Source organism: Nostoc sp. UIC 10630 (assembly GCF_010747425.1).
Classification (GTDB): Bacteria; Cyanobacteriota; Cyanobacteriia; order Cyanobacteriales; family Nostocaceae; genus Nostoc.
Genome location: NZ_JAAGOG010000152.1, coordinates 1 through 20,455, shown reverse-complemented (window position 1 = coordinate 20,455; position 20,455 = coordinate 1). Strand labels below are relative to the sequence as shown.

Annotated in this window: 26 protein-coding genes and 1 pseudogene; 25 read left to right on the top strand and 2 right to left on the bottom strand. The window is 41.9% G+C overall.

What is annotated here, in order from left to right:
* From G1O98_RS27470 to G1O98_RS27370, 22 genes and pseudogenes are all read left to right on the top strand, one after another.
* Positions 1-525 (top strand): annotated as a pseudogene (locus G1O98_RS27470) (hypothetical protein); the annotation flags it as partial.
* 251 nt (positions 526-776) lie between these two features.
* Positions 777-1,127, top strand: a complete 351-nt coding sequence (locus tag G1O98_RS40210; RefSeq protein WP_243458551.1) for a hypothetical protein — start codon at positions 777-779, stop codon at positions 1,125-1,127.
* 86 nt (positions 1,128-1,213) lie between these two features.
* Positions 1,214-1,483 carry a hypothetical protein gene (locus tag G1O98_RS27460; protein WP_163934679.1) on the top strand — a complete coding sequence of 90 codons (270 nt, stop codon included), beginning with the start codon at positions 1,214-1,216 and terminating at the stop codon, positions 1,481-1,483.
* 215 nt (positions 1,484-1,698) lie between these two features.
* Positions 1,699-1,896, top strand: coding sequence for a hypothetical protein (locus tag G1O98_RS27455; RefSeq protein WP_163934676.1), 198 nt, complete (start codon positions 1,699-1,701; stop codon positions 1,894-1,896).
* A gap of 78 nt (positions 1,897-1,974) precedes the next feature.
* The gene (locus G1O98_RS27450; protein WP_163934673.1) at positions 1,975-3,048 is read left to right on the top strand and encodes a hypothetical protein; all 1,074 of its coding nucleotides are present in this window, start codon (positions 1,975-1,977) and stop codon (positions 3,046-3,048) included.
* Positions 3,049-3,177: 129 nt separating this feature from the next.
* On the top strand, positions 3,178-3,627 hold the full coding sequence (locus G1O98_RS27445) for a DUF1257 domain-containing protein (protein WP_163934670.1): 450 nt from the start codon (positions 3,178-3,180) through the stop codon (positions 3,625-3,627).
* Positions 3,628-3,629: 2 nt separating this feature from the next.
* Positions 3,630-3,833 carry a DUF2997 domain-containing protein gene (locus G1O98_RS27440; RefSeq protein WP_163934667.1) on the top strand — a complete coding sequence of 68 codons (204 nt, stop codon included), beginning with the start codon at positions 3,630-3,632 and terminating at the stop codon, positions 3,831-3,833.
* A gap of 91 nt (positions 3,834-3,924) precedes the next feature.
* On the top strand, positions 3,925-5,544 hold the full coding sequence (locus tag G1O98_RS27435) for an AAA family ATPase (RefSeq protein WP_163934665.1): 1,620 nt from the start codon (positions 3,925-3,927) through the stop codon (positions 5,542-5,544).
* Between the two features lie 163 nt (positions 5,545-5,707).
* Positions 5,708-6,253, top strand: coding sequence for a WGR domain-containing protein (locus G1O98_RS27430; protein WP_163934663.1), 546 nt, complete (start codon positions 5,708-5,710; stop codon positions 6,251-6,253).
* Positions 6,254-6,324: 71 nt separating this feature from the next.
* Positions 6,325-6,594 carry a hypothetical protein gene (locus tag G1O98_RS27425; RefSeq protein WP_163934660.1) on the top strand — a complete coding sequence of 90 codons (270 nt, stop codon included), beginning with the start codon at positions 6,325-6,327 and terminating at the stop codon, positions 6,592-6,594.
* A 114-nt stretch (positions 6,595-6,708) separates the two neighbouring features.
* Complete coding sequence (locus G1O98_RS27420) at positions 6,709-6,906, top strand: hypothetical protein (RefSeq protein ID WP_163934657.1); 198 nt, start codon at positions 6,709-6,711, stop codon at positions 6,904-6,906.
* Positions 6,903-7,247, top strand: a complete 345-nt coding sequence (locus G1O98_RS27415; protein ID WP_163934654.1) for a hypothetical protein — start codon at positions 6,903-6,905, stop codon at positions 7,245-7,247. The genes G1O98_RS27420 and G1O98_RS27415 overlap by 4 nt, the downstream gene beginning before the upstream one ends.
* A 14-nt stretch (positions 7,248-7,261) precedes the next feature.
* Positions 7,262-7,489 (top strand): hypothetical protein, encoded by a 228-nt coding sequence (locus G1O98_RS27410; RefSeq protein ID WP_163934651.1) that lies wholly within the window; start codon positions 7,262-7,264, stop codon positions 7,487-7,489.
* A gap of 255 nt (positions 7,490-7,744) precedes the next feature.
* The gene (locus G1O98_RS39485) at positions 7,745-7,963 is read left to right on the top strand and encodes a hypothetical protein (protein ID WP_207794515.1); all 219 of its coding nucleotides are present in this window, start codon (positions 7,745-7,747) and stop codon (positions 7,961-7,963) included.
* Complete coding sequence (locus tag G1O98_RS27405) at positions 7,935-8,237, top strand: hypothetical protein (RefSeq protein ID WP_163934648.1); 303 nt, start codon at positions 7,935-7,937, stop codon at positions 8,235-8,237. The genes G1O98_RS39485 and G1O98_RS27405 overlap by 29 nt, the downstream gene beginning before the upstream one ends.
* Positions 8,238-8,240: 3 nt before the next feature.
* Entirely contained in the window at positions 8,241-8,816 is a 576-nt protein-coding gene (locus tag G1O98_RS27400) for a hypothetical protein (RefSeq protein ID WP_163934645.1), read from the top strand.
* 23 nt (positions 8,817-8,839) lie between these two features.
* Entirely contained in the window at positions 8,840-9,103 is a 264-nt protein-coding gene (locus G1O98_RS27395) for a hypothetical protein (RefSeq protein ID WP_163934642.1), read from the top strand.
* A gap of 485 nt (positions 9,104-9,588) precedes the next feature.
* Entirely contained in the window at positions 9,589-9,999 is a 411-nt protein-coding gene (locus G1O98_RS27390; protein ID WP_163934639.1) for a hypothetical protein, read from the top strand.
* Entirely contained in the window at positions 9,999-10,715 is a 717-nt protein-coding gene (locus G1O98_RS27385; RefSeq protein WP_163934636.1) for a hypothetical protein, read from the top strand. Before G1O98_RS27390 ends, G1O98_RS27385 begins: the two co-directional genes overlap by 1 nt.
* A gap of 68 nt (positions 10,716-10,783) precedes the next feature.
* Positions 10,784-12,700: a hypothetical protein gene (locus tag G1O98_RS27380; protein WP_163934633.1), complete on the top strand. Its 1,917-nt coding sequence runs from the start codon at positions 10,784-10,786 to the stop codon at positions 12,698-12,700.
* A 152-nt stretch (positions 12,701-12,852) separates the two neighbouring features.
* Positions 12,853-13,188 carry a hypothetical protein gene (locus G1O98_RS27375; protein WP_094331075.1) on the top strand — a complete coding sequence of 112 codons (336 nt, stop codon included), beginning with the start codon at positions 12,853-12,855 and terminating at the stop codon, positions 13,186-13,188.
* A gap of 525 nt (positions 13,189-13,713) precedes the next feature.
* Complete coding sequence (locus tag G1O98_RS27370) at positions 13,714-14,355, top strand: type I restriction enzyme HsdR N-terminal domain-containing protein (RefSeq protein ID WP_163934630.1); 642 nt, start codon at positions 13,714-13,716, stop codon at positions 14,353-14,355.
* Positions 14,356-14,627: 272 nt separating this feature from the next.
* On the opposite strand, the gene G1O98_RS27365 is transcribed toward G1O98_RS27370, so the two are convergent.
* Both G1O98_RS27365 and G1O98_RS27360 read right to left on the bottom strand, forming a co-directional pair.
* Positions 14,628-16,820 (bottom strand): nuclease-related domain-containing protein, encoded by a 2,193-nt coding sequence (locus G1O98_RS27365; RefSeq protein ID WP_175586889.1) that lies wholly within the window; start codon positions 16,818-16,820, stop codon positions 14,628-14,630.
* A gap of 56 nt (positions 16,821-16,876) precedes the next feature.
* Positions 16,877-17,128, bottom strand: coding sequence for a hypothetical protein (locus G1O98_RS27360; RefSeq protein WP_163934623.1), 252 nt, complete (start codon positions 17,126-17,128; stop codon positions 16,877-16,879).
* A 127-nt stretch (positions 17,129-17,255) separates the two neighbouring features.
* On the opposite strand from G1O98_RS27360, the gene G1O98_RS39090 reads away from it, so the two are divergent.
* The 3 genes from G1O98_RS39090 to G1O98_RS27345 form a co-directional block, all read left to right on the top strand.
* Positions 17,256-17,678: a hypothetical protein gene (locus tag G1O98_RS39090; RefSeq protein ID WP_175586888.1), complete on the top strand. Its 423-nt coding sequence runs from the start codon at positions 17,256-17,258 to the stop codon at positions 17,676-17,678.
* A gap of 67 nt (positions 17,679-17,745) precedes the next feature.
* Positions 17,746-19,899 carry a strawberry notch-like NTP hydrolase domain-containing protein gene (locus tag G1O98_RS27350; protein ID WP_163934620.1) on the top strand — a complete coding sequence of 718 codons (2,154 nt, stop codon included), beginning with the start codon at positions 17,746-17,748 and terminating at the stop codon, positions 19,897-19,899.
* Between the two features lie 80 nt (positions 19,900-19,979).
* On the top strand, positions 19,980-20,455 hold a 476-nt coding region (locus tag G1O98_RS27345; RefSeq protein ID WP_202985826.1), incomplete at its 3' end, for a hypothetical protein.

Genomic DNA, 20,455 nt, shown 5'->3' with positions numbered 1-20,455 from the left:
TTCCGTGAAACCTGCGAACAAGCTTATGCAAGTTTTCAAGGCAAACATCACCAACCGAAGAATTTACTTTGGCATTCAATGTGGGTATTTTGTCCCATATTGAAAACAGAGAAACGTGAGAAAGGGGGGCAAACTTCCAACGCCTGTGTATGTAGCGGATACGAAAAACCAACTGCGCTCAACTGGGAAAGTTATTGTATTGGCAAGAAACCAATAGCTCAAGAAATTGCTCTTGTGCATAATTCCATCAGCGATTGGTGGAAAAAAGGATTGCCTAACAATAACTTACCAAAGCATACGTCTCATGCACTAGATCGCAATCAATTGATGATGGAGTCACAAAGATTGATTGAAGCTTTAGGTTGGAAAGAGGAGAAGGGCAAACAGTTTCTCATAGATAACTATGGCAAAAAAGGAAGGCAGTCACTAACTAACGAAGAATTTGCTAACTTCGTCAACAAATTGCAGTCTATGCAAGCAAATTATGACGATGAAGTTGGTTACTGGGAGGATGTGCCTTCTTAATAGCCAAATACTTGTTGAGGTGATTGCAGCAATTGTGTTCGTCTTTATGCTTCCCTGTTTACCTTCAATTAGGGAAGCATATTTGATCAGTTCTCAAGTCTTGTCTACAGCTAATGAAGAAGGGGAAAGGGGGAAAAGGTAAAGGTTAAACCTTACTATTCTACAGATATTTTAATTCATGAATTCCTTTCTCTTTAACCTTTTTTCCTCTTTTTGTTGTGCTGTTTATTCACTAATACCAATAGCAAAAAATGACTATTACAATCGTTCATCCCAGTATCGAAAACTTACAACAGTTTTCTGACTCATTCGACATTGAGAAACTATTGCAATCTGAGGGAGTTCTGCCGTGGCTTCTAGCAAATGGTTGGAATTACGACGATGAATCTTGTTTTATTGCAAATATTATTGATGAATCTACCAGTATTGATGAAGTTTGGGACTCTGAAGAGTTTAATTTTAAGGCTCTGCCTGATGAAGGAAATGGAAAAGCTCAATCAAATCTTCGAGCATTTCTATCTGTAATCTTCTGTCATTCTAAATCAATAATTAACGCAGAGATAACGAAAATATTGACGAAAAAAGAATCAGATTATGCGTGAAAAACTCTACAGTCTGACTAATTAAATTTGACTGTAGAGAAAAATCGATTCCACGACAAATTATGGCACACTTCACTGCTAATAAGATGGAATTAAATTTGATTAAAGTCTACGACTCAACGCTTTTAAGCTCCTCAAAAGTTTACCAAATCGATGGTACGCTTTCCCGATACTTGGGTGATGAAGGTACTATCCAACATCCACAGTATCTATTTGTACCTTTGCCAAATCAAAGAAAAAAAGCCAGCTTTCGACTAAATCGAAACAAACTCATGACCCGTTGTTATGAAGTCGAAGGCATGGTTTATAACAAGCCTGTTGTACAGGATAATTCACAGCAACTTCAGCTATTTTAAGCCATGTCCATACATAAACCACCAGTCATCAAAAGACATATTAGGCTACAAAAAAGCTCTACAAAAGTAATCTATAGAGCTATTCCAGATATCCCCAAATTGAGAAATAGCCACAGACTAGAGATTGCAATCATAAAAGAACAACCTTGTCTGGTTTGAGAAATAGGAACTTATAGGCTTATGGTCTAGCTCTAATTACAAAGAATATTGCAGTCATGTCTAATTTTGCTGTTGAAGATATATTGATTGTAATTCCATCTAAAGCAGATGAGTATTGGGGCAAAATCATCGCTGTTGATGGCAACAAAATTACAGTCAAATGGAATTGGAATAATTACGTGCGGGAGTATAAAGCTCACGATTTAGATATTTATCAGCATTTGCCCAAGGCATATCAGTTACCGCTTTTCTAGCCTTTTCAACAAAGATATTTAAGTCTAAGAAAAGCTTCGCTTAATCGAAGTGAAAAATAATGATTGAGGTCAATAATCATGGTACAAGCAATCGACAACCCTATCGCTGCGAATTTCCTGACTGATGCAGTAGTCGAGCGCCACAATTTCTCACAATTAAATAAAACCCGTATTCGCTTCCGTATTCAGCTAAAGAAAAGTACAAAGTCGGCTGCTCCTAAATGGGCAGATGTACTACAAGCTGAAGTTTCTGAAATTGAATCAGACCTTGTTAAAGTTACTAATTCCGAAGTCGGTTTAAGAGGTATCAAGGTATTCAAGAAATTGGATGAAGCTGCCGCACAACTTCGTCAAGAAATCGCTTCAGTTCAAGAGTGGATGAGTAGTGATACTGGTGATTGGATCTGTCCTATTGATTTAGCTCCACTCGTTTGGAGCCAACTACTTAATATCAGAGATAATATTGCCCCTGGATTGCGTAATCAGCTAAAAGTCGATTACGAATCAGGACTCGAAGATTATCAAGAGCGAATTGATCAGTTCCTCTCCCTTAACACCTGGGAATTAGCACAGGATAAACAAGAATCAGTCAAAGCCAATTTGTTAAGAGCATTTCCGACTCTGACTGACTTAGAAGATTATTTACAGGTAATCATTGGTCGTCCGGTAATTATCCCTGCCCTATCCGAACAACTCGATCATAAACAAGCCGAATGCTTGGAGCAAATCACGCGATTCATACAACAGTATGACTCTAACTTAGAACAAAGGCTACGGGAATCGGCTCTAGCTGGTGGTGAACAACTCGCCGCGCAGTTGCTCTCTGAACTAGCTGACTGGGAGCCAGGGCGTAAACCAATCCAGTTTAAAAAGAAGATGCAACGCCATCTGATGAAGGTTCAGGTACTACTAGCGAATGCTGACCCGGAGGCTGGCAGCAGCTTGGAGGCGATGATGGCGCACTTGGATTCTATCGTTAATGATCCAGCGATTGAGTCTAAGAATCTTGGTAGTAATGGGCGCAATCAATTGCAGCAAAAGATGCAAGAGATTCGCACCAAGTTGTTAGATGAACAACGCAATCTACAATCACTTGCGACTGACGACGTGGGCTTATCGAAAGCTACCGTGATGTCTTTCAAGTTCAGGTAAAAAACAGTCTTGGGCGAGGGTGAATTCGCTCTCTTACTTGATCGGTGTATTAAAAGTGCAATATTCGCGTTTCAAAACGATATCGCACTTTTACTATTTTTCAAACCAGATGACAAAGGGAATAACATTATGTCGCATTTCTCAACAGTCAAAACCAAATTAAGCAATCACGAGTGTTTGGTGCAAGCTCTCACGGATCTAAACCTATCACCACAAGTTCACCAAACAGCACAGCCACTAAAAGGATACTACGGTGGCTCTCAAGGACAAAGTGCTGAAATCATCGTATCTGGCCGCACCATAAAAGCCCGTGCAGACATCGGGTTCAAATGGAATCAGTCAAGCGGCGTGTACGAGGTAATACACGATAGTTATGAAACAGTTCCTAAGTTGGGACAAGACTTTTTCAGTAATAAACTAATGCTGGCTTATGGTAAGCATTTGGTTCGTGTCAAAGCTGCCGAGTTACAAGAGCAGTTTGGGGAATGTGCGATCGCTGAGTCAACTAGCGGAAGTGTGCAAACCCTACGCCTAACTTTTGCCGGACATCAGGAAGTTAAACAATTTGCACGGAGATAAATATGGAACGTTCAATACTGATTCATTTCGACAGCGCTACAGGTGAAGTTCGAGTGGAAGCGGAGGGGTTCGAGGGGCTGAGTTGTTTATCGGCTACGCAACCGTTTGAGGAGGCACTTGGGGTTGTAGGCGATCGCGTTTTCAAAGAAGAATCAGCACCACAGCTTCGCACTACGAATAGTAGTCAAATACGCCTGCGTCAGTAATCAGTCATCAGTTACCAGTTTTAACTCGGCTGGTAACTGCTGATCATAAAGGCTTCGCCATTTCACAAATGAAGTAGTTGAAATAATTGACATGAAACTCTCAAATCTTCTCTCCACACTCGATTCACAAATCCCGATCGCCGCAGTTGATGTCCTGTCCCCCGATGAGGCAACTATCATTCAGTGGTTGACAACCGAAGCTAAAGAAAAACTCAACAGTCCAGTTTTCTTTTGGAACCTGGGAGTATCCAGCCTGGAGCAATGCCTGATTGCACCGGATGGTGGGCTGGTGTTTAAGTCAGTGCCAGAGTACAAAAGACCTGCTCATACAGATCCGTTGCTGTTCGTATTCGACTATATCAATAACTTTGATGGCGTTGGCGTGTTTATTCTGGGGGACATACACCCATTTCTTGGCAAGAATTCCCCACAGATGAGTTGGGAAATCTTGACCAGAGTGAAAAACCTTTACCACCGACTCAAACCTACAGAAAAACGGATCGTGCTGCTGGGTCAAAACATCGAACTACACGATTCTTTGTTAAGGCTCATCCCCTACTGTGAAGTGCCACTACCGAACATTGGCCAAATTCAAGACCACTTCGAGTCATATCTGGTTTTTCTTGAAGAATCTGCTACTGAGCAGGATGTCACATTTCAAGTGTCCCTGAGTTATGAAGAAAAAGAAACCTTTGCACGGGCAGCGCTGGGACTGACGCTAGAGGAAGTCAGCGATTTCTTGCGGCTAACCGTCAAAGAGCGTTTGAGCAACGCTGGCATTTTGATTGATGCCACAGTTACGCCTCTAATAGTCGAGTACAAAACTCGGCTGCTGGCTCAGATGGGAATTGAGTTGGGCAAACCTGCTACAATCCCCTTTGGCGGACTTGATTTACTGCGCGAATGGCTGACTCGTCGGCGACGACTGTTCACTCAAGAAGCACGTAAGCTGCATCTGCCGCAACCCAAAGGCGTATTGTTGGCGGGGCCTCCCGGAACAGGTAAGTCGATTTGCGCCAAAAACATTGCAACCATACTCAATTTACCACTACTCCAACTTGATATTGCGTCCCTCCTTGGTTCTCTAGTTGGTGAATCTGAAGGTAATGTTCGCCGTGCCTTGAAAACAGCCGAAGTGATTGCACCCTGCGTTTTATGGATAGACGAAATAGAAAAAGCTTTGTCTGGTAGCGGCGACACAACGGGTGTTTCCCAGCGTATTTTGGGAAATCTGCTCACATTTATGAGTGAGTGTACGGCTGGCGTGTTTGTTGTAGCTACCTGCAACGACCCGTCAGCACTACCAAGTGAACTCAAGAGGAAGGGACGCTTTGATGAAAATTTTTTCGTCGATCTACCAACCGAACCGGAGCGCTGTCAAATCCTCAAGATTCATCTGGAGCGATTTGGCATTGTAGTGGGATCTGAATATCTGGAAGCGATCGCCGCAAACACCTCGAAGTTTTCAGGCGCAGAATTAGAAACTCTAGCAGCAGAAGCGGCACTGCTGGCATTTGATGAGGGACGACCGCAGCAGGTAACGCTAGGGGATCTGATGCAATGCTGCGAGAATATCACACCTTTGGCTATTCAGGATGCTGCATCTGTAGAGCGAATGCAATCTTGGGCTGGCTCGGCAAGGGCTGCCTCTAGTCCAATCACTCAACAGCCTGTGGGTTTGCGGACTCCACGATTCAGGAACATGAATTGATAATATTGGCGAAGCACTCTTGAACATAACAGGAGTGCTTCGCATTGCTCAAAGGAAAGAATTGCTAGGCTAATTACCCGATTGTTAACAATTGAATAACTCATTACGGGTGAATATCCATTTTTCAGATATTCATCTGTTCACTAATTCCAGCATGAAAACGATGGAAACATATCTTGTTTTTGTTGACGCTGTTAACAACAGCAACAAGTTCTGGAGCGCAAAAGCTGAAGGCAGCAACTTAATAGTCCAATGGGGACGTGTTGGTTATCAGGCACAAACCAAAGTCCACACATTAGGAAGTTATCAAAGAGCAGTTGCTAAATTTCACAATCTGGTAGCCGAAAAAAAATCTAAGGGCTACAGAGAAAGTCAGCCACAAATGGATGGCGAACGCAGTATTTCAGATATCAGACGAGCGATACAACTATTAAATGCTATACGCCTGGCTGTTGCAAACAGGAACTTTGGTGATAGCTACATACTTGCCCTTAATGAATATCTGAAAATTGTCCCAACACCATTGGGAATGCAGATAGATCCTTACAGGGTGTACCGAAGAGTTGTAGATGTTGACTATCAACAAGAACTGCTCAATTCTTTACTGGTGAATGAACCTGTAGCTGTTCAGATCAAAGAATCGCCGCAATCTGAACCGAAAACTGTCAGCCTCAAGACTATCAGTAAGAACTTCTGGCGGCATTTGTAATTTTAAATGCGTCACTTTGTAAGAAATGCTAAAAAGCTACACTTCATTTTGAAATATTGTTTGGTTAAATTATGGAAATCAAGACTATTGCTGTAACTTACACACGTAAGTTCAATTTAGGCGACTACGAATCTTTAGAGTTAAGTTGCTCCTTATGGGGACAAATTGACCCAGCAGAAGAAGATGCACAAGGGACGACACAATTTCTATTTCAACAAGCAAAGGATTCAGTTAAGGAAGCTGCAATCCCAGTAATTAAAGCTTCTACCCATCAAATGAATAAAGCCAAAGCGTACAAGCACTCTGCAACAAATCAGTTTGACGATCTTGATAATTTCTAATAACTGAAATTCACCTTTTAAATTCAAAAACACTTTAGTCAAGCATTAATACTGCTTGGCTATTTTTTTTCACCCAGTGCTTTGACCCCCACAAACCACAACAGGAAAGACATCATGCCTAAAAAAGCTAACCTAGTCCCAAAAGACCATTCCCAGTTATGCCTTCAGTACCTAAGTCGTTGCGGTGGCAGCGCTCGGTTATGCAGTATCAATTTTAGCTTGGGAGTGATTCAAACATTGGTCAATCAAAGAAGAGTAAAGATTACGAATACAGGTGCAGGGTTTTTTGTGGAGTTGGACGAAGTGAAATGAAAACCCATAAAGTAACTCATCAATCATCTTTGCCTTCAAACACTCGTAATAAATTAGTTCTTCGTCGGACTCGAAAAAGATTTAACCCCAAAGTATTCATTGACCGCACCATAGAAAGAACTGCAATCGCCTCTCTGCTTTTAACTGGGTTTTTAGGAGTAGGAGCAATGGGGTGTTGGGGGCTGGAGATTATTGAGACTAATACTAATCCCAACATAATCATCTCTGGTTGGGAGTACCAGAAAAACAGAAGTCTTGGAGCTATGTTGGTCAGTTTTTCTGCATTCTTGGGCAGTTCTTTAGTCGGAGCAAGCCTCAGTATTCAACGAGATAAATTTTAGGGAGGGAAACAATAATGGAAATCAGATTAACCACAGCAGAGATTCGGACTATATTACAGGGTTGTCAATATACGTTGCAGCTTGTGGGGAGCAGTAAGGATTATCGCAGGCTTCAGTCGTCCGAGTACTTTTCTACATCGAATGATGTGGTGTTAAACGATGCTTTCAATATTTTGGGAGAAATAGTGAACGCAATTGATGACGTGGAGCAGATGATCAAACAACAAACAGAAAAAATCTAGAAATCAAGCAGAGATTTTTCAACACTGGAGGGCTATTCCCTACCACAAACTAACTCAATAGTAGGAGCGATCGCAGTATGGTACAAAACATTGGTATTAAACCAATGCATCCAAGAGAATTCAAAATAATTCACAATGCTTCTATATACCTGATGCATAGGCTTAGTGATTATCCTGAACAAACAATAAGTCATTGGTTAGCTGACGAAAGTAGTACAAGGTATCAACAGCCAAAACCACAGGTACTTAATCATTTTGGAGCTATCCATAAATTATTATCAGGTACTTAGCGTCAGCCTGACGCTAAGTCATCAGAAAAACCCTACTCACCAGCCGGTAGGGTTTTTATTATTAGTATTAGCAGTACCGGAATTCAATCGGAACTCAACCGGAATTCAATCGGAACTCAGTCGGAACTCAATCGGAACTCTAGGAGCCGAAACCATTGCTAATTCAGGGAAGCTGTGTAGTTGAACAATTGTTAACACGAGAGGAGGCAGCCAAACAATTGGAGCCATCAGTTGGAATTAGACAGTTCCAAAAGTATTTAGACTTAGCTTCTTTGTACCTGCCAGAATTTGAGGATTTTCGGGATGAAGATAATGGAGGGTTAAACGGACGAGCGAAATTGACAAACTGGCATTTACCTGTGCTTCAAAGAATTAGAAGTTACGTTTTAGCCAAGGGTTCTTTGAAGAAAGTGGCAATTGAATTAAAAAATCACCCCGAAAAGTTTTTAGGAGCCTAAATCATGATCGTTAAAGAATTTGCACAAGCTCTCAAAAAAGTACCTGGAAAAGTAGTTGATGAGCTACGCCGTCAACATCCAGAGCAAAAATGGACGGTCGATTCACAAGTTCCAGAGGAAATTTTAGCTAGATTCCAAGATATTACCAATAGTGAGAGATTACAGCCTCAACAATCACCTATAGCAGATATACCCGAAGCCACAATCACCAAAGCTGATGAGGCAATTCAACAAGCCTCATACAAGTTGACTGCGGCTGATAAAGAGACTATTTCTGGTGCTATAGCTGTTCAAAATGAGCAATCTAAGATTTTGGGTGCATCAACTGGTGTCACAGGAGCTTTGTTGTTCATGGAATCTTTGATTGGAGCTAAGGGGACGGTATTGGATGCCTTTGCTGAACAATCTATGTTGGAAGTTGATAACCAAATTACCGAAATAGATCAGAGTTTGATTAATTTGGCAGAAGAAGCCTCAACAAGACTGGGGGAGTCGATCAGAAAAAAGGAACAACTCAAAGTACGACTCAATTCGTTACGGGAGAGAGTTTCTTCGATGGGGACACAGATCCGATTTTAGAAGCTTATAAAACAGTAGCGGCATTGTTACAAATCCAAAATGAAACTGTTGCCACTGTTGCCGAAATCCGATTACTTCAAGAACTATTAACTCATCAAAGGAAAAATCAGGTTATGGATATTCTCAGTACGGGATTGTTTGCAACTTCAGTTGTTGGCGCTTTAGGTGGCAGTGCATATCTCGTTGGTAGCGTTGTTGCTACTGGATTAATTGGCAGTGGGGTGTTTATTCCCCTGGGATTACTTGTTGGTGCAGGATTGACATTTCTGGGACGGGCATCAAAGTAAGAGTGATAGGCGCGAGTGTTTCATAAACTGTTTCACAGCACTGTTTCATGAAACAGTTTCAACGGTTTCATCAGTGTTTCAGGGTCGTGAAACACCGTGAAACAGCATTCCCCCGCGTGAAACATCAAACGTGAAACACGAAACAACAGTCCATTCCTTGCTCGAAAGGCATTATAAATGGTAGTGTTTCATCCAACTGTTTCACAGCACTGTTTCACGAAACTGTTTCAACGGTTTCATCAGTGTTTCAGGGCGTGAAACAGCATGAAACATCAAACGTGAAACATGAAACACTAGACAATTCCTTGCTCGAAAGCCGTTATGAAGGGTAGTGTTTCATCCAACTGTTTCACAGCACTGTTTCATGAAACGTTTCAACGGTTTCATCAGTGTTTCAGGGCGTGAAACATGAAACACCTTATTAAAGATATGTGTGAAACATGGGAAAAATTTGTACTAAGAACGCGCTATAGCACAGCAGTCTCATGTATAAGAAACAACTGTACTTAGCTTTGGCTGGTGTTGGCATCTGCATGTTGCCTGTAATCATCCCCTTAGTACCCAAGTTGGGGGCTTATGCAGAAGCCGAAAGATTAAAAGCCACCGAAGGATTAGAACGTCAGCGCATAGAAGAACGGGCAAAAACCAGCGATGCCTTATACGAGGCAGGAGTCATGCCCACAACTCGAAAACTGAGAATCACGAATTATTTTGACAGCAGTAAACGCAATCCCAGACCAGACACAACCCTATATCTTGATGATGAGATTGTTGATGTCTTTGACGCAACGGGTAAGTGTATTGGGCGAATTGAAGAAGGAATTTGGAAGTGGAAATACAAAGCCAAAGGGATTTGTAAAAGCGTTCAAAATATCAAACCAGTGAGGAAAAAGTAATGGCTAATAGTTCATCAAGTGCAGAAACTAATAGTACTGGCAACAGCGATAGTAAGCCTAAAGGTAAGAAGCGATCGCTTGGTGAAATCATCGATTTTTGTGCCAAGGCTGTAGTGATGATTGTCGGCTTACCCATTAGGGCTGCGGCTGCTATCGTTAATCAGTTTGTTGCTAACGGTGGTGCAGGTCGTGCGTTAGTTGGCGGGATTTTATTTCTCGGCGGTTCCATGATTAGCGCTGATTCAACTTGGCAATTAATCTTTCAAGGCCCCCCTGTTTTTCCCTGGTTTGAGCCGGCTTGGAATTGGCTAAATGTGCCGTTTGCACTGTTCAACCCGTTTTTTTACCTTGCATTCATAATTTCTGTAGGCGTTCAGGTAATTGAAGCCCACGCCCTACGCGGTAAGAACCCAGACTCAGCACGACGGGAACTTCAAGACCACATGGTTTATGACCTTGAAACCAAGCCTAATGGCAAGATTGACTTGGTAGGCCAGCTGTGGCAAGACTACAAAACCGCAGGTACACGCGATCGCTCTAGTGCAGGGCTGGTTGTGATTGCGGTTTGGGTGTTCGATATTGTCACCACTTTTGCAGCTCGTAACCCATTTGAATTTACAGCCCCCTTCATAATTCTGGGCTGCATATTGTTTAACATCGGCACAATGATGGCGGGTGAAATTGGGTTTGCCATTTGGCGGTTGACAAAGGATTAGAACGGAAACCGCCCCAGAAACCAATCACTGTAAAAAAGGGCGGCAACGTTTCACCAAGGGAGGCATTTATGCAAAGTAACGATATCCCAAAAATTACAACTAAGGAAACGGAACATTTACGCGAATCATATCCTAGCTTGTCTCACTTGGAAGCTGGCAATATCGCCCAATGGCTGCAAGAGAGAAAAGATGGATTATTTGAAATGGCACGGGCATCTGAGAATGAAGCAGACATGACTCGTGTACTTGGTTTGTTGGCTTCTGGGATCGGAGCAGTTTGTTATGCGGTTAACCCTTTGGCACTAGTTGGTGGTTTAGTCGGTGGTGCTGCGTGGCTATGGTTTGTTGTCGAACACTCCAACCGCACCAAAGAAATTGCGCCTTTGCCTTTTGTGCGTGGTAATTTTATAGACGCTCTAGCTCGTGCTGGGGATTATGATGCGAGGAGCAATTATCAAGCGGATCATCTTGCCAATACTGTTAAATTCCTAGAGCGACAATCAGCAGAAGAGTACACCTTTCTTCATGCTGAGTTTGAAAATATTAGTCAGTATTTAACACAAGTTGAGCCAGGAAAACGCTTTTATGCTTATCGCTGGATGTTTGGCTGGTTTAGCAAGCTCAAGGGTCGTCAGCTACCCACTTATGAAAGCATGGCTCTTCATTTACAGGATGTGACAATTGACAGCCGGGTGAATCGGTCGGAGATAAGTGCCATCGCACAGGCTCAAGCCCAGTTACCACCGACCGTAGATATCAAGCAGTTTCAATCGCTACAGGTAGATATTGGGAAGATGAACCAAGCTGCGGAGTTTTCTAGACCGACAGAGTTACAACCATCTTCCTCTGATGGGCTTGTACCAGAGACTATAATTAATATCCCTCTGACTAATAGGGCAAACGCACTGATCGCTGCTTTAACGAAAAGTGGATTCCAAGTAGAGAATATGATGAGTTCTCAAGTCATTGCGATCGCTGGTACTCAACGAGGTGGCAAAGGAACCTTAGCAGCAATCTTAGCAACATTATCAACTGCACTTGACCCCGGATTGAATACCCAATACTTTACTGCTGGGGTGGACGTTTACCCCTTTGCCTGCAACTTGACCTCTGCTCTTAAATACCCAGATATTGATGCTGATGGGGCTGATCAACTCGTCGCTCGTGATTTATTGAAATTTCTCAAGGGTTTAGATGGAAGCGAACCTTACTCCCATAAAAATTTACTGCTAGTAATTGATGAGGCAATGCGGTTGCTGTCATTGTTGGAGGAGAGCGATCGCACCTGGGCGATTCAATATTTACTTTCTCGCTTCGCTAAGTCGGGTGGTACATTAATTATCGTCTTGCATGGCTCTAACCTGACAAGCGTAGTCGGTAAAGCTACGGCTGGGCTGGCAGATACCTTTAAGCAATCGGTTAACTTTATTGGCTGTGTAGCTCAAGCGGTTAGCGCTGGTGGTCTACGCAAAATGAATGTCGCTAGTGGAGAATATTTCAAAGCCAACCCTAATAACTTTGGAGAACCTGTTATTGGTGGCAACTTGGGCATGATTCCCGAATGGCTAAAGACCCATTTGCACCCAGGCAATGGGCAACCAGATCCAGCTAGAACATTACTTCAGTTCTTCCCGGAATTAGTTCAACAGCATGAAAGGGCAGTCATACCCAGAGGGGAGAAAATTGCTCCATCAGATGCAGTTAATCATCTGGAGTCCATTTTTTCAAAGCCTTATCAAGAACTGGAATTTCTGGAAGTAGAAGAAAATAGTATTTCTGAGGCTGATTTGGAACAGATTGTGGCGATCGTTGCAGCTACTGCTAGCCCTCCAACTTCTTTTGCTGCTATCAGAAACAGCCGCAAGTGGGGCGAAGAGAAAAAGAGTGTCCTTTACTTGAGAAATGCCCTATCACAATTGATTGACACTAACCGATTGTGCGGAAATGAAAAAGATGGTTTCAGCGTTTTTAACATTAACCACTAATATTCGTCACAGTTCCGGTCGAGTTCCGGTCAAGTTCCGGTATTCTTACATTTCCAAGTAAGGCTGAAAAATAGAGTCTTTTTGTCTCTCCAGTAAGTTTTAATTTTTTTCTAAACATTTTCCAGAATGTGGAAGCATCAGGAAGTTTAAAAATGAGCGATAAATTAACCACAACATTACAAAAATTAGCCATAAGTCCAGTTAAAGCAGACAGACTGGCCATTTGTAGATTGGAAAAAGAGTACGGCGCTTCTTTATCAGAAATCGTTGGTGAACTCGAAGATTATGCCATAGTCCATGAATCTATATTAGACGAAAGGGCTAAACCCAAAAATCAGTTCATTATCCTTTGCTGCTATGGCTGTCTTTGGGGCGCAGTTATCGGAATTGCGACGTTATTTATCAAGCCCAGCGTTACTCTAGCGGCGATTGGGTTGGGTTTTACGGCTGGGGTGTCTGGGAAATTATTGGTTCAAAAAGGGGAATAAGTTGAAGGAGTTGAATGAATATTGGCTTTAATTGTTTAGCTGAACTCTTGGATTCATTGGAGTAAATATGTCTTGGTCGAAATCTATTTCAATGGACGTTGCTAATAAAATTTTTGACGTAATTGGAGTTTCTTTTGAGCAGAACGAATTAGAGGGCGGTTACATCGCTAAACATGAACGTTACATAAACTGTCAGATAAAACAACCAACTAAGTGTAATAACAAGATTTTTGCAGGATAATATCTCTGAATAGAATTTTATTTGGCAAAAAGCAATCTTGTCGAGTGTCCTAGCGGAGAGTAACGCACAAACAATTAGCATTAAGTAAAGTTTGGATGCGTTACATTAACAAACACTACAATATCTGCGACTCAGGGGAGTAATGTATTGCGATCGCTATTACTGTGAGTCGTGATTTTTAGGCTATCTCTCTTTTGCTCTTAATATATCGTATATTAGGTATTGGAGGCTAGATCAAATGTCTAGACTTTTAAACTTCATGTAATTACTACAAGAATTTAACCGTGATTACAAATGCTAGTAGCCTGACCCTTGGCGCTCTCCGTCAAACTTTTGGCTTGAGACTCGACTCTAGCGATCGCTTTTTTGATGAATGGTTAAATAATGCGCCGACTCTAACCGAAGCGGAACTACAAGGACTAGATCGCCTCACTCGAAACTATACCTATCTTAGTCAAGAAGAACCACCTCTCGAAGAAATTGTTAAGCTTGTAGTTATATCACCATTGCTAGATTTAGCAGGTTTTTATCAGTTTCCTTTTTTGGTAAAAGCAGAAGTAAGTACCAATATCGAAGTTGCAGATGAAGCTAATGCTATTGCAGTTCAAGGCAGGATTGATATTTTGGTGATTCAAGATAGTTTTTGGATTTTGGTGATCGAGTCAAAGCCTGCAAGACTAGACGTTACGGCGGGAATTCCCCAAGCACTTACTTATTTGTTGAGCGCTCCCAACTTACAGTCAAGTTGTTATGGAATGGTTACAAACGGAAGAGAAGTATTGTTTTTGAAATGCGATCGCCACCAAAATGTCCCTCAATATACTAGATCCAATACTTATCGGTTACTTGAAAATACATCAGAACGTATCCAAGTTTTGCAGGGACTTAAACAAATTGGGGCTTATATTGGCGATTTGAGGAGTTAGGCGATCGCTATTCCTGTGAGTCATGATTTTTAGGCGATCGCTTAATAATTATTGGTCTTTGCGGCGGGACACATTCTTAAAGGAATCGCCAATAACTTCTCGGAACTTATCAACGAAGTAAATCATTTTTGATGGAAAAATCTTGACCAGAAACAGTCAGCATTAACGGGCTTATCGGTTAGGTATAACGATATAACGCAGCAGCGGCAGATAGCCTCGAACTCAGCACAGAGAGCTTTCGTCCGTCCCCTGCCGTGACATGTTAGGCAAACTCACATTCTCCACTCTTGTTTCAGGCAGCACTTCTTGTATTTTTTTCCGCTCTCGCATGGACATTTTTCATTGCGCCCTATTTTCTTCGATTGTCTAGGTTCAGGGGCAAAATTAATCTTATTATTTCCTTTAAGGTTTTGAGGTTTGGGCAAATCTTGCACTAATTCATCCATTTCATTAGACTGAACCCAGTCGTATTCTTTATTTACGCCAAATCTTAGCCTCGGAACTTTTTGCCCAACACAAATTCCAAACCATGAGCTTGCTTTGTGTGTGTACTTTCTTCGTTCACAGTGACTTTCTAAACGAGGTACGGATATAGATTCATGATCATCGTTACAATGGATAGTCAAACCTAATCCCCCCTCGCTTATTTCAAGAGTTAGATCATGGTGCTGACCATCCTTTCTGCCTCGCTTAATTAATTCAGCGATACCATTGTTTATCATCTCAATGGCATCGCTGCTCATCGAGAGCAATGTAAATCCAAGACTAATTATTGCAGAATGCTCAAGCTTATCTATATCTCTTATTATTTGATCGAATACCGTCCCTTTGTATTTTGTTAAAATTCCCTCTGGAGTATCTGAACCTGGAGCGCCATCTCGTCTTGTTAGCATCGCAAGATCAAGATCAACACATATATCATCCCCAATTTGCATCATTGCATACTTATTATCTATCCACAAATTCTGTTTCAGATGATAAGAAAGAATGGTTAACTCATGAGTAGAGAGAATTTTGTCACCGTAAGATATCCGCCTATTTACATAACTCAAGAAATGTAAGGGCGACTGCAACATTTCTGTCATTACATCAAGCAAAAAAACATCCATTACAAATGGAGGTTTTATATTTTTAGTTTCCTGGAATTCTAAAAACTGCCTTGCTTGGAACGAGAGAGCTGGATAATGCTCAGAAATCACACACAAAGGATAAATTTCTTTATACTCTCGATTAATATTTAGCTCTTTTCCACTCTTATCAACAAGCTTATATTTTTTATCGTTTAATAGTGTGGCGCACAAATAAGCTTGATCGTAAGCCTCCTGGATAGCTTTCTTAAAATCAGACTGTAAGCTGTTATCGTTACCTTTACGTGAAGGAATAGTCAGCTTCTTTGACTTCGCCTGTAGAATTATTGCTCTGTCGGCGAAAATGACCAATACATCAATTTCACCAGCCTGCTCTTTAGAATTGTAGATATCAATGTTTGAAAATACGCGCTCCTCGCCAAATACAAGTTTCAATCTTTCAGCAGAAAAGTTTTCAGTAAATTGACCTCTATGCTGGTTCGCAATATTTTTATAGGCTTTATCATCGTTAAACCAGAAAAACGGTGTTTCATATAATGCCTGCTCTAAACTATAAAATTGAAATAATAAATATTCATCCTCTGGAAGCTGAATAATTGGATAAGCATTTTTAGGATTAAAATCATCTAAAGAGTTGAATTTATCCATGTTAATAGATGATACAAATGACTCGATGATCAGTTTTACAGTATCAATTTCAATATTTGAGATATCACTAATTTCTTTAGCCGTAAACTTATATACTGAAAGAACAGTCCATTCGCTAGGATCTTTATTAAAAAGCTCTCGCACTACGTTATTAGCTTTATCGTTCCGCAGCGATTTTATTGATGTCATCACATCAATAACTTGCTGAATAGAAAATCCTTTATTTGTCAAAAACCAATTATTATCTTTTTCATATTTTATCTTTGAAAGGTCTCTGTATTGAAAATCATATGCACTTTCTCCACCGTAAAAAATCGCCTCTCTCAAGACTAAGCCATCTCTAAATGGATTGAAATTCTGATCCCCAATTTTATTTGGATTAAATATGTATTCCATTGGCGGCATCATAGACTGATGAATTTCTTTCAGCAAAGAATCAGTCTTGTCAATGTATCTTTGGATTACTTCAGGCGATGGCAAGTCTATATTTAGTTGTTTTTTGCAAGCAAGTCCTACAAGAGTTGATATTTCAGTCCTCACCAAAATATCCCTCGATAACTGCTGAAGCATATCCTCTGGAGTTAATGTATCAGCATATTCAATTATGTCGTTCTGATAGCAAAGACTAGCAATTGCATGAACGTATCCTGGAGAAGCACATATTTCAGCTAACTCCGAAAAAATCTCAGATTCTTTTCTGACTGCCTCTCTCACAAATGCTTGCTCCAATACTATAATTTTTGAGTGCCTAACCGCACTGCTTCATTCACCCTTGAGACAAAAAATCATCCGGCTATGTCTTTACCACTCTCGTAAGCCATAACTCTGGGTTTTATCTTCTTGAGAGGGACTACTTTCGATTGCTTGGGTACTTGTGGCGGACGGCATGTTTCACAGTAGAGCGGTCGCACACCAAAAGTTTCTCGTTGTGTGGGTTGTTCGCACTGCTTACACACAAAGTTAAAAACGCGAGTGTGAATTTCCCGCTTGTGCGCTCTGACAGTGTACTCTCGGACATCGATTGTTTTGCTTGCCATTGCCTATTGCAATTAGTGACTTTTTGGATCTTAGCCTTTGCTAAGAAGATTTCAATGGTTTGGGTAAACATAATCACCCGTTTTGTGAATGGGAATTTTCATGGCTACGCCAAAGCCAGAGTGAGAGTTGCAACGACCAAACACACGCTTTCTTTCCCAACTGCAACGCCTTACCACATTGAAAAATCACAAACCTTTGGAATTAATTATGGATATCCAAGCTATTCTCACCCTCACGATCCAAGCAGTCGTTATAAGCTTTGTTGCGCTGATGGTTTTTGACTTCATAGATGGTTTATGGGTTGTACCTTTGCCGCCAATCGGATGGGAGCCATCGGTTATTGAACAGCCCACAGTTTCTGCAACTTCCCCACAACCTACTCCACAACAGGAAATCCAACTACAAGCCACTCCAAGGGCAATCGCATTTGAGAAGATTTCCCCCGCATTCCTCACAAGTTTGAAATGCAGAGGGGCGGAGGGGAAAGAACTTGGCACATTGAACTCTCCTCTGCTCCCACTAGTGAACCGGCACTTGCAGAGGCTTTGAGCAAGGCGTGAGAAATCCGGGTCAAACGGCTACGCCAAAGCGAAAGTGATGTATTCATATAATAGATATGGTCAGCCTTATAGCCACACAAGGAACTCTATTTGACCTAGAAACAGTTCTGGACTACGGACAATCAATCCTCAACGTTGCTCAAGAACTCACCAAATCACTGATTGAGAAACGGACTATCGGGACTAAAACAATTCAGTCCCAGATGAATCGCCACTTTCACGGCACGGCAGCAGAGGGCGCATGGCAGTGGAAAGATGCTTACGAAGCTCTTGAAGTAGCACAAATATTATATCTGCGCCAAAAAGGTTACAAGCTTTTATTAGAGTCGCCGCTAACAGTATTATTGGAATTGGAGAAGTTAGTAGCCCTTTGTCCAACGCAAACACGGCGCAGTGAAGAGTCGGTACAGCTTCAGCAATTCTCCACCCCTCTGCCGCTATCATTTCTGGTAGCCAAAGCAGGATTTATACAAGCTACTGATTTGGTGCTGGAGCCATCAGCCGGGACTGGTTTGTTAGCACAAATGGCTAAACTACAAGGCGCAAGTCTGATGCTCAACGAGCTTGCACCCGATAGATCGAAGATTCTGCGGCGATTATTCCCTGGTACACCATTATTCTCAGTAAACGCGGAACAAATTAACGACTATCTGGTTGGCAAGACTCAGCCCTCAGTTGTGCTGATGAATCCACCTTTCTCTGCATCTCCCAAAATCAACAGTCGCAACCCCGACGCAACTAAGAGCCACATCAACTCGGCATTGCAAAGACTGGCTGACAGTGGACGGCTGGTAACAATCACAGCCAACTGGTTTTCTCCAGCTAACCCAAGCTGGCGAGAGACTTTCCTTAAGTGGCAGGAGAAGGCACGAGTTTTAATGTCAGTCGGGGTTAACGGCAAGGTGTACTCAAAGCATGGTACACAAATCGATACCAGAATCACAGTAATTGACAAAGTTCCGGCTGACTCCAGCGAAATACCTTGCATTACTGAAACTTTAAATCTGCCCGAACTGCTGGCGTTGATTGAGCAGTTGCCACAGCGATCTTCGTGGGAACGCTCAGAAAAAGTCAAAGCTGCTGCGAAGGCAATTGTTGTTCAATTGCCAAAGCGTATTACAGTTGCACAACCAGAAACAGTTTCCTTTCTTCCAGACGACTTAGTAGTGCTGGAATATGAGGTTATTGAGTGGATGGCTAGTGAGGGTTTGAAAGATACTCTATACGAAACCTATCGCCCACAGCGAATCCGAATCAAGGACGCTTTGCCTCATCCCTCATTGCTTTGCGAAAGTGCAGCCTTAGCACTTGTCTCACCACCGGCTCCAACTTACAAACCACATCTCCCACGCAACATTATCACACAAGGCTTGTTGTCAGAGGCACAACTTGAAAGCGTTATTTACGCAGGTCAGGCGCACTGTGAATTTTTGTCTGGGTCTTATATTGTGGATGATTCATGGGATAATGTGACTGTAGCGGCAACTGGCGAAGAAAATGCCGTAAAATTTCGGCGTGGCTGGTTCTTAGGCGATGGGACAGGCGCGGGGAAAGGAAGACAATGTGCAGGAATCATCCTCGACAACTGGTGTCAGGAACGAAGAAAAGCCATTTGGGTATCAAAGAGTTCTGCTCTTATTGAGGACGCACGTAGAGATTGGTGTGCGCTCGGAGGTAGTGAAAAAGATATCATTGACCTGAGTAACATCAAACTTGGCGACCCCATCCCTTTCACCCAAGGTATTCTGTTCTGCACCTACTCAACTCTGCGCTCTCTTCATAACGGCAAAAGTCGGCTTAAGCAAATCGTTGAGTGGGCTGGCATTGGCTTTGAGGGAGCGATCGCTTTCGACGAGTGCCACAGCATGGGTAACGCAATGGCACAAGAGGGCAAACTCGGTATGGTTGCAGCATCCCAGCAAGGCATTGTTGGGCTGAGGTTGCAAAACGCATTACCGCAGGCACGGGTTGTCTACGTATCGGCGACCGGAGCGACGAAGGTTTCTAACCTATCTTATGCAAATCGTCTGGGGCTTTGGCAGACTGGAGATTTCCCTTTCACCTCCCGTGAGGATTTTGTGGAATCCATTGAGGGCGGTGGTATCCCTGCGATGGAAGTGGTCGCCAGGGATCTCAAGGCTTTGGGACTGTATCTGGCGCGGAGCCTCAGTCTAATAAAGCTTGAGCTTAAAATTTTTCTACTTGGTTAATATTTTGACTATTAGGAGAAATCATGCTAAATTTTTCCAAAAAATAGACAAAGTATATTTAATTAATCAGCAATAATCAAATGCCTGACAATTTAGAACCACAGCCAGAAGAAACAAAAATAATCAAATTTAATCCACCGCAGTCTGGTAATTCTGCTATCTTAGCAAAGCAAGGCAATTTGGATTTACATAACGTTAGGGAGAATATTATTGAGCGTATTAAAAATGCTGATAATTCCGAACTTCCTGAATTAATAAAGATTTTAGATAATTTACAACCTCAAATTGATAGAGAAATCGCAGAAAAACTAGCTTTAGCTAAATTCGAAGCGATCCAAAAACAAACGGCTGTTCAGGAAAAACAAGCTATACTAAAAATTAATAATCTTCAGCAAGAAACTAATTTGGCCCGTAAAATCGAAGTTACAAATATAACCTTTAAATTTGTAGGCTCAGGTATTGGCTGTTTCATTGGTTTGTATTTGATTTTAATAGGCAATCCATTCGTTGGCCCATTAATATTAATTCTAAGTTTAGCTACCTATCTAAATATACC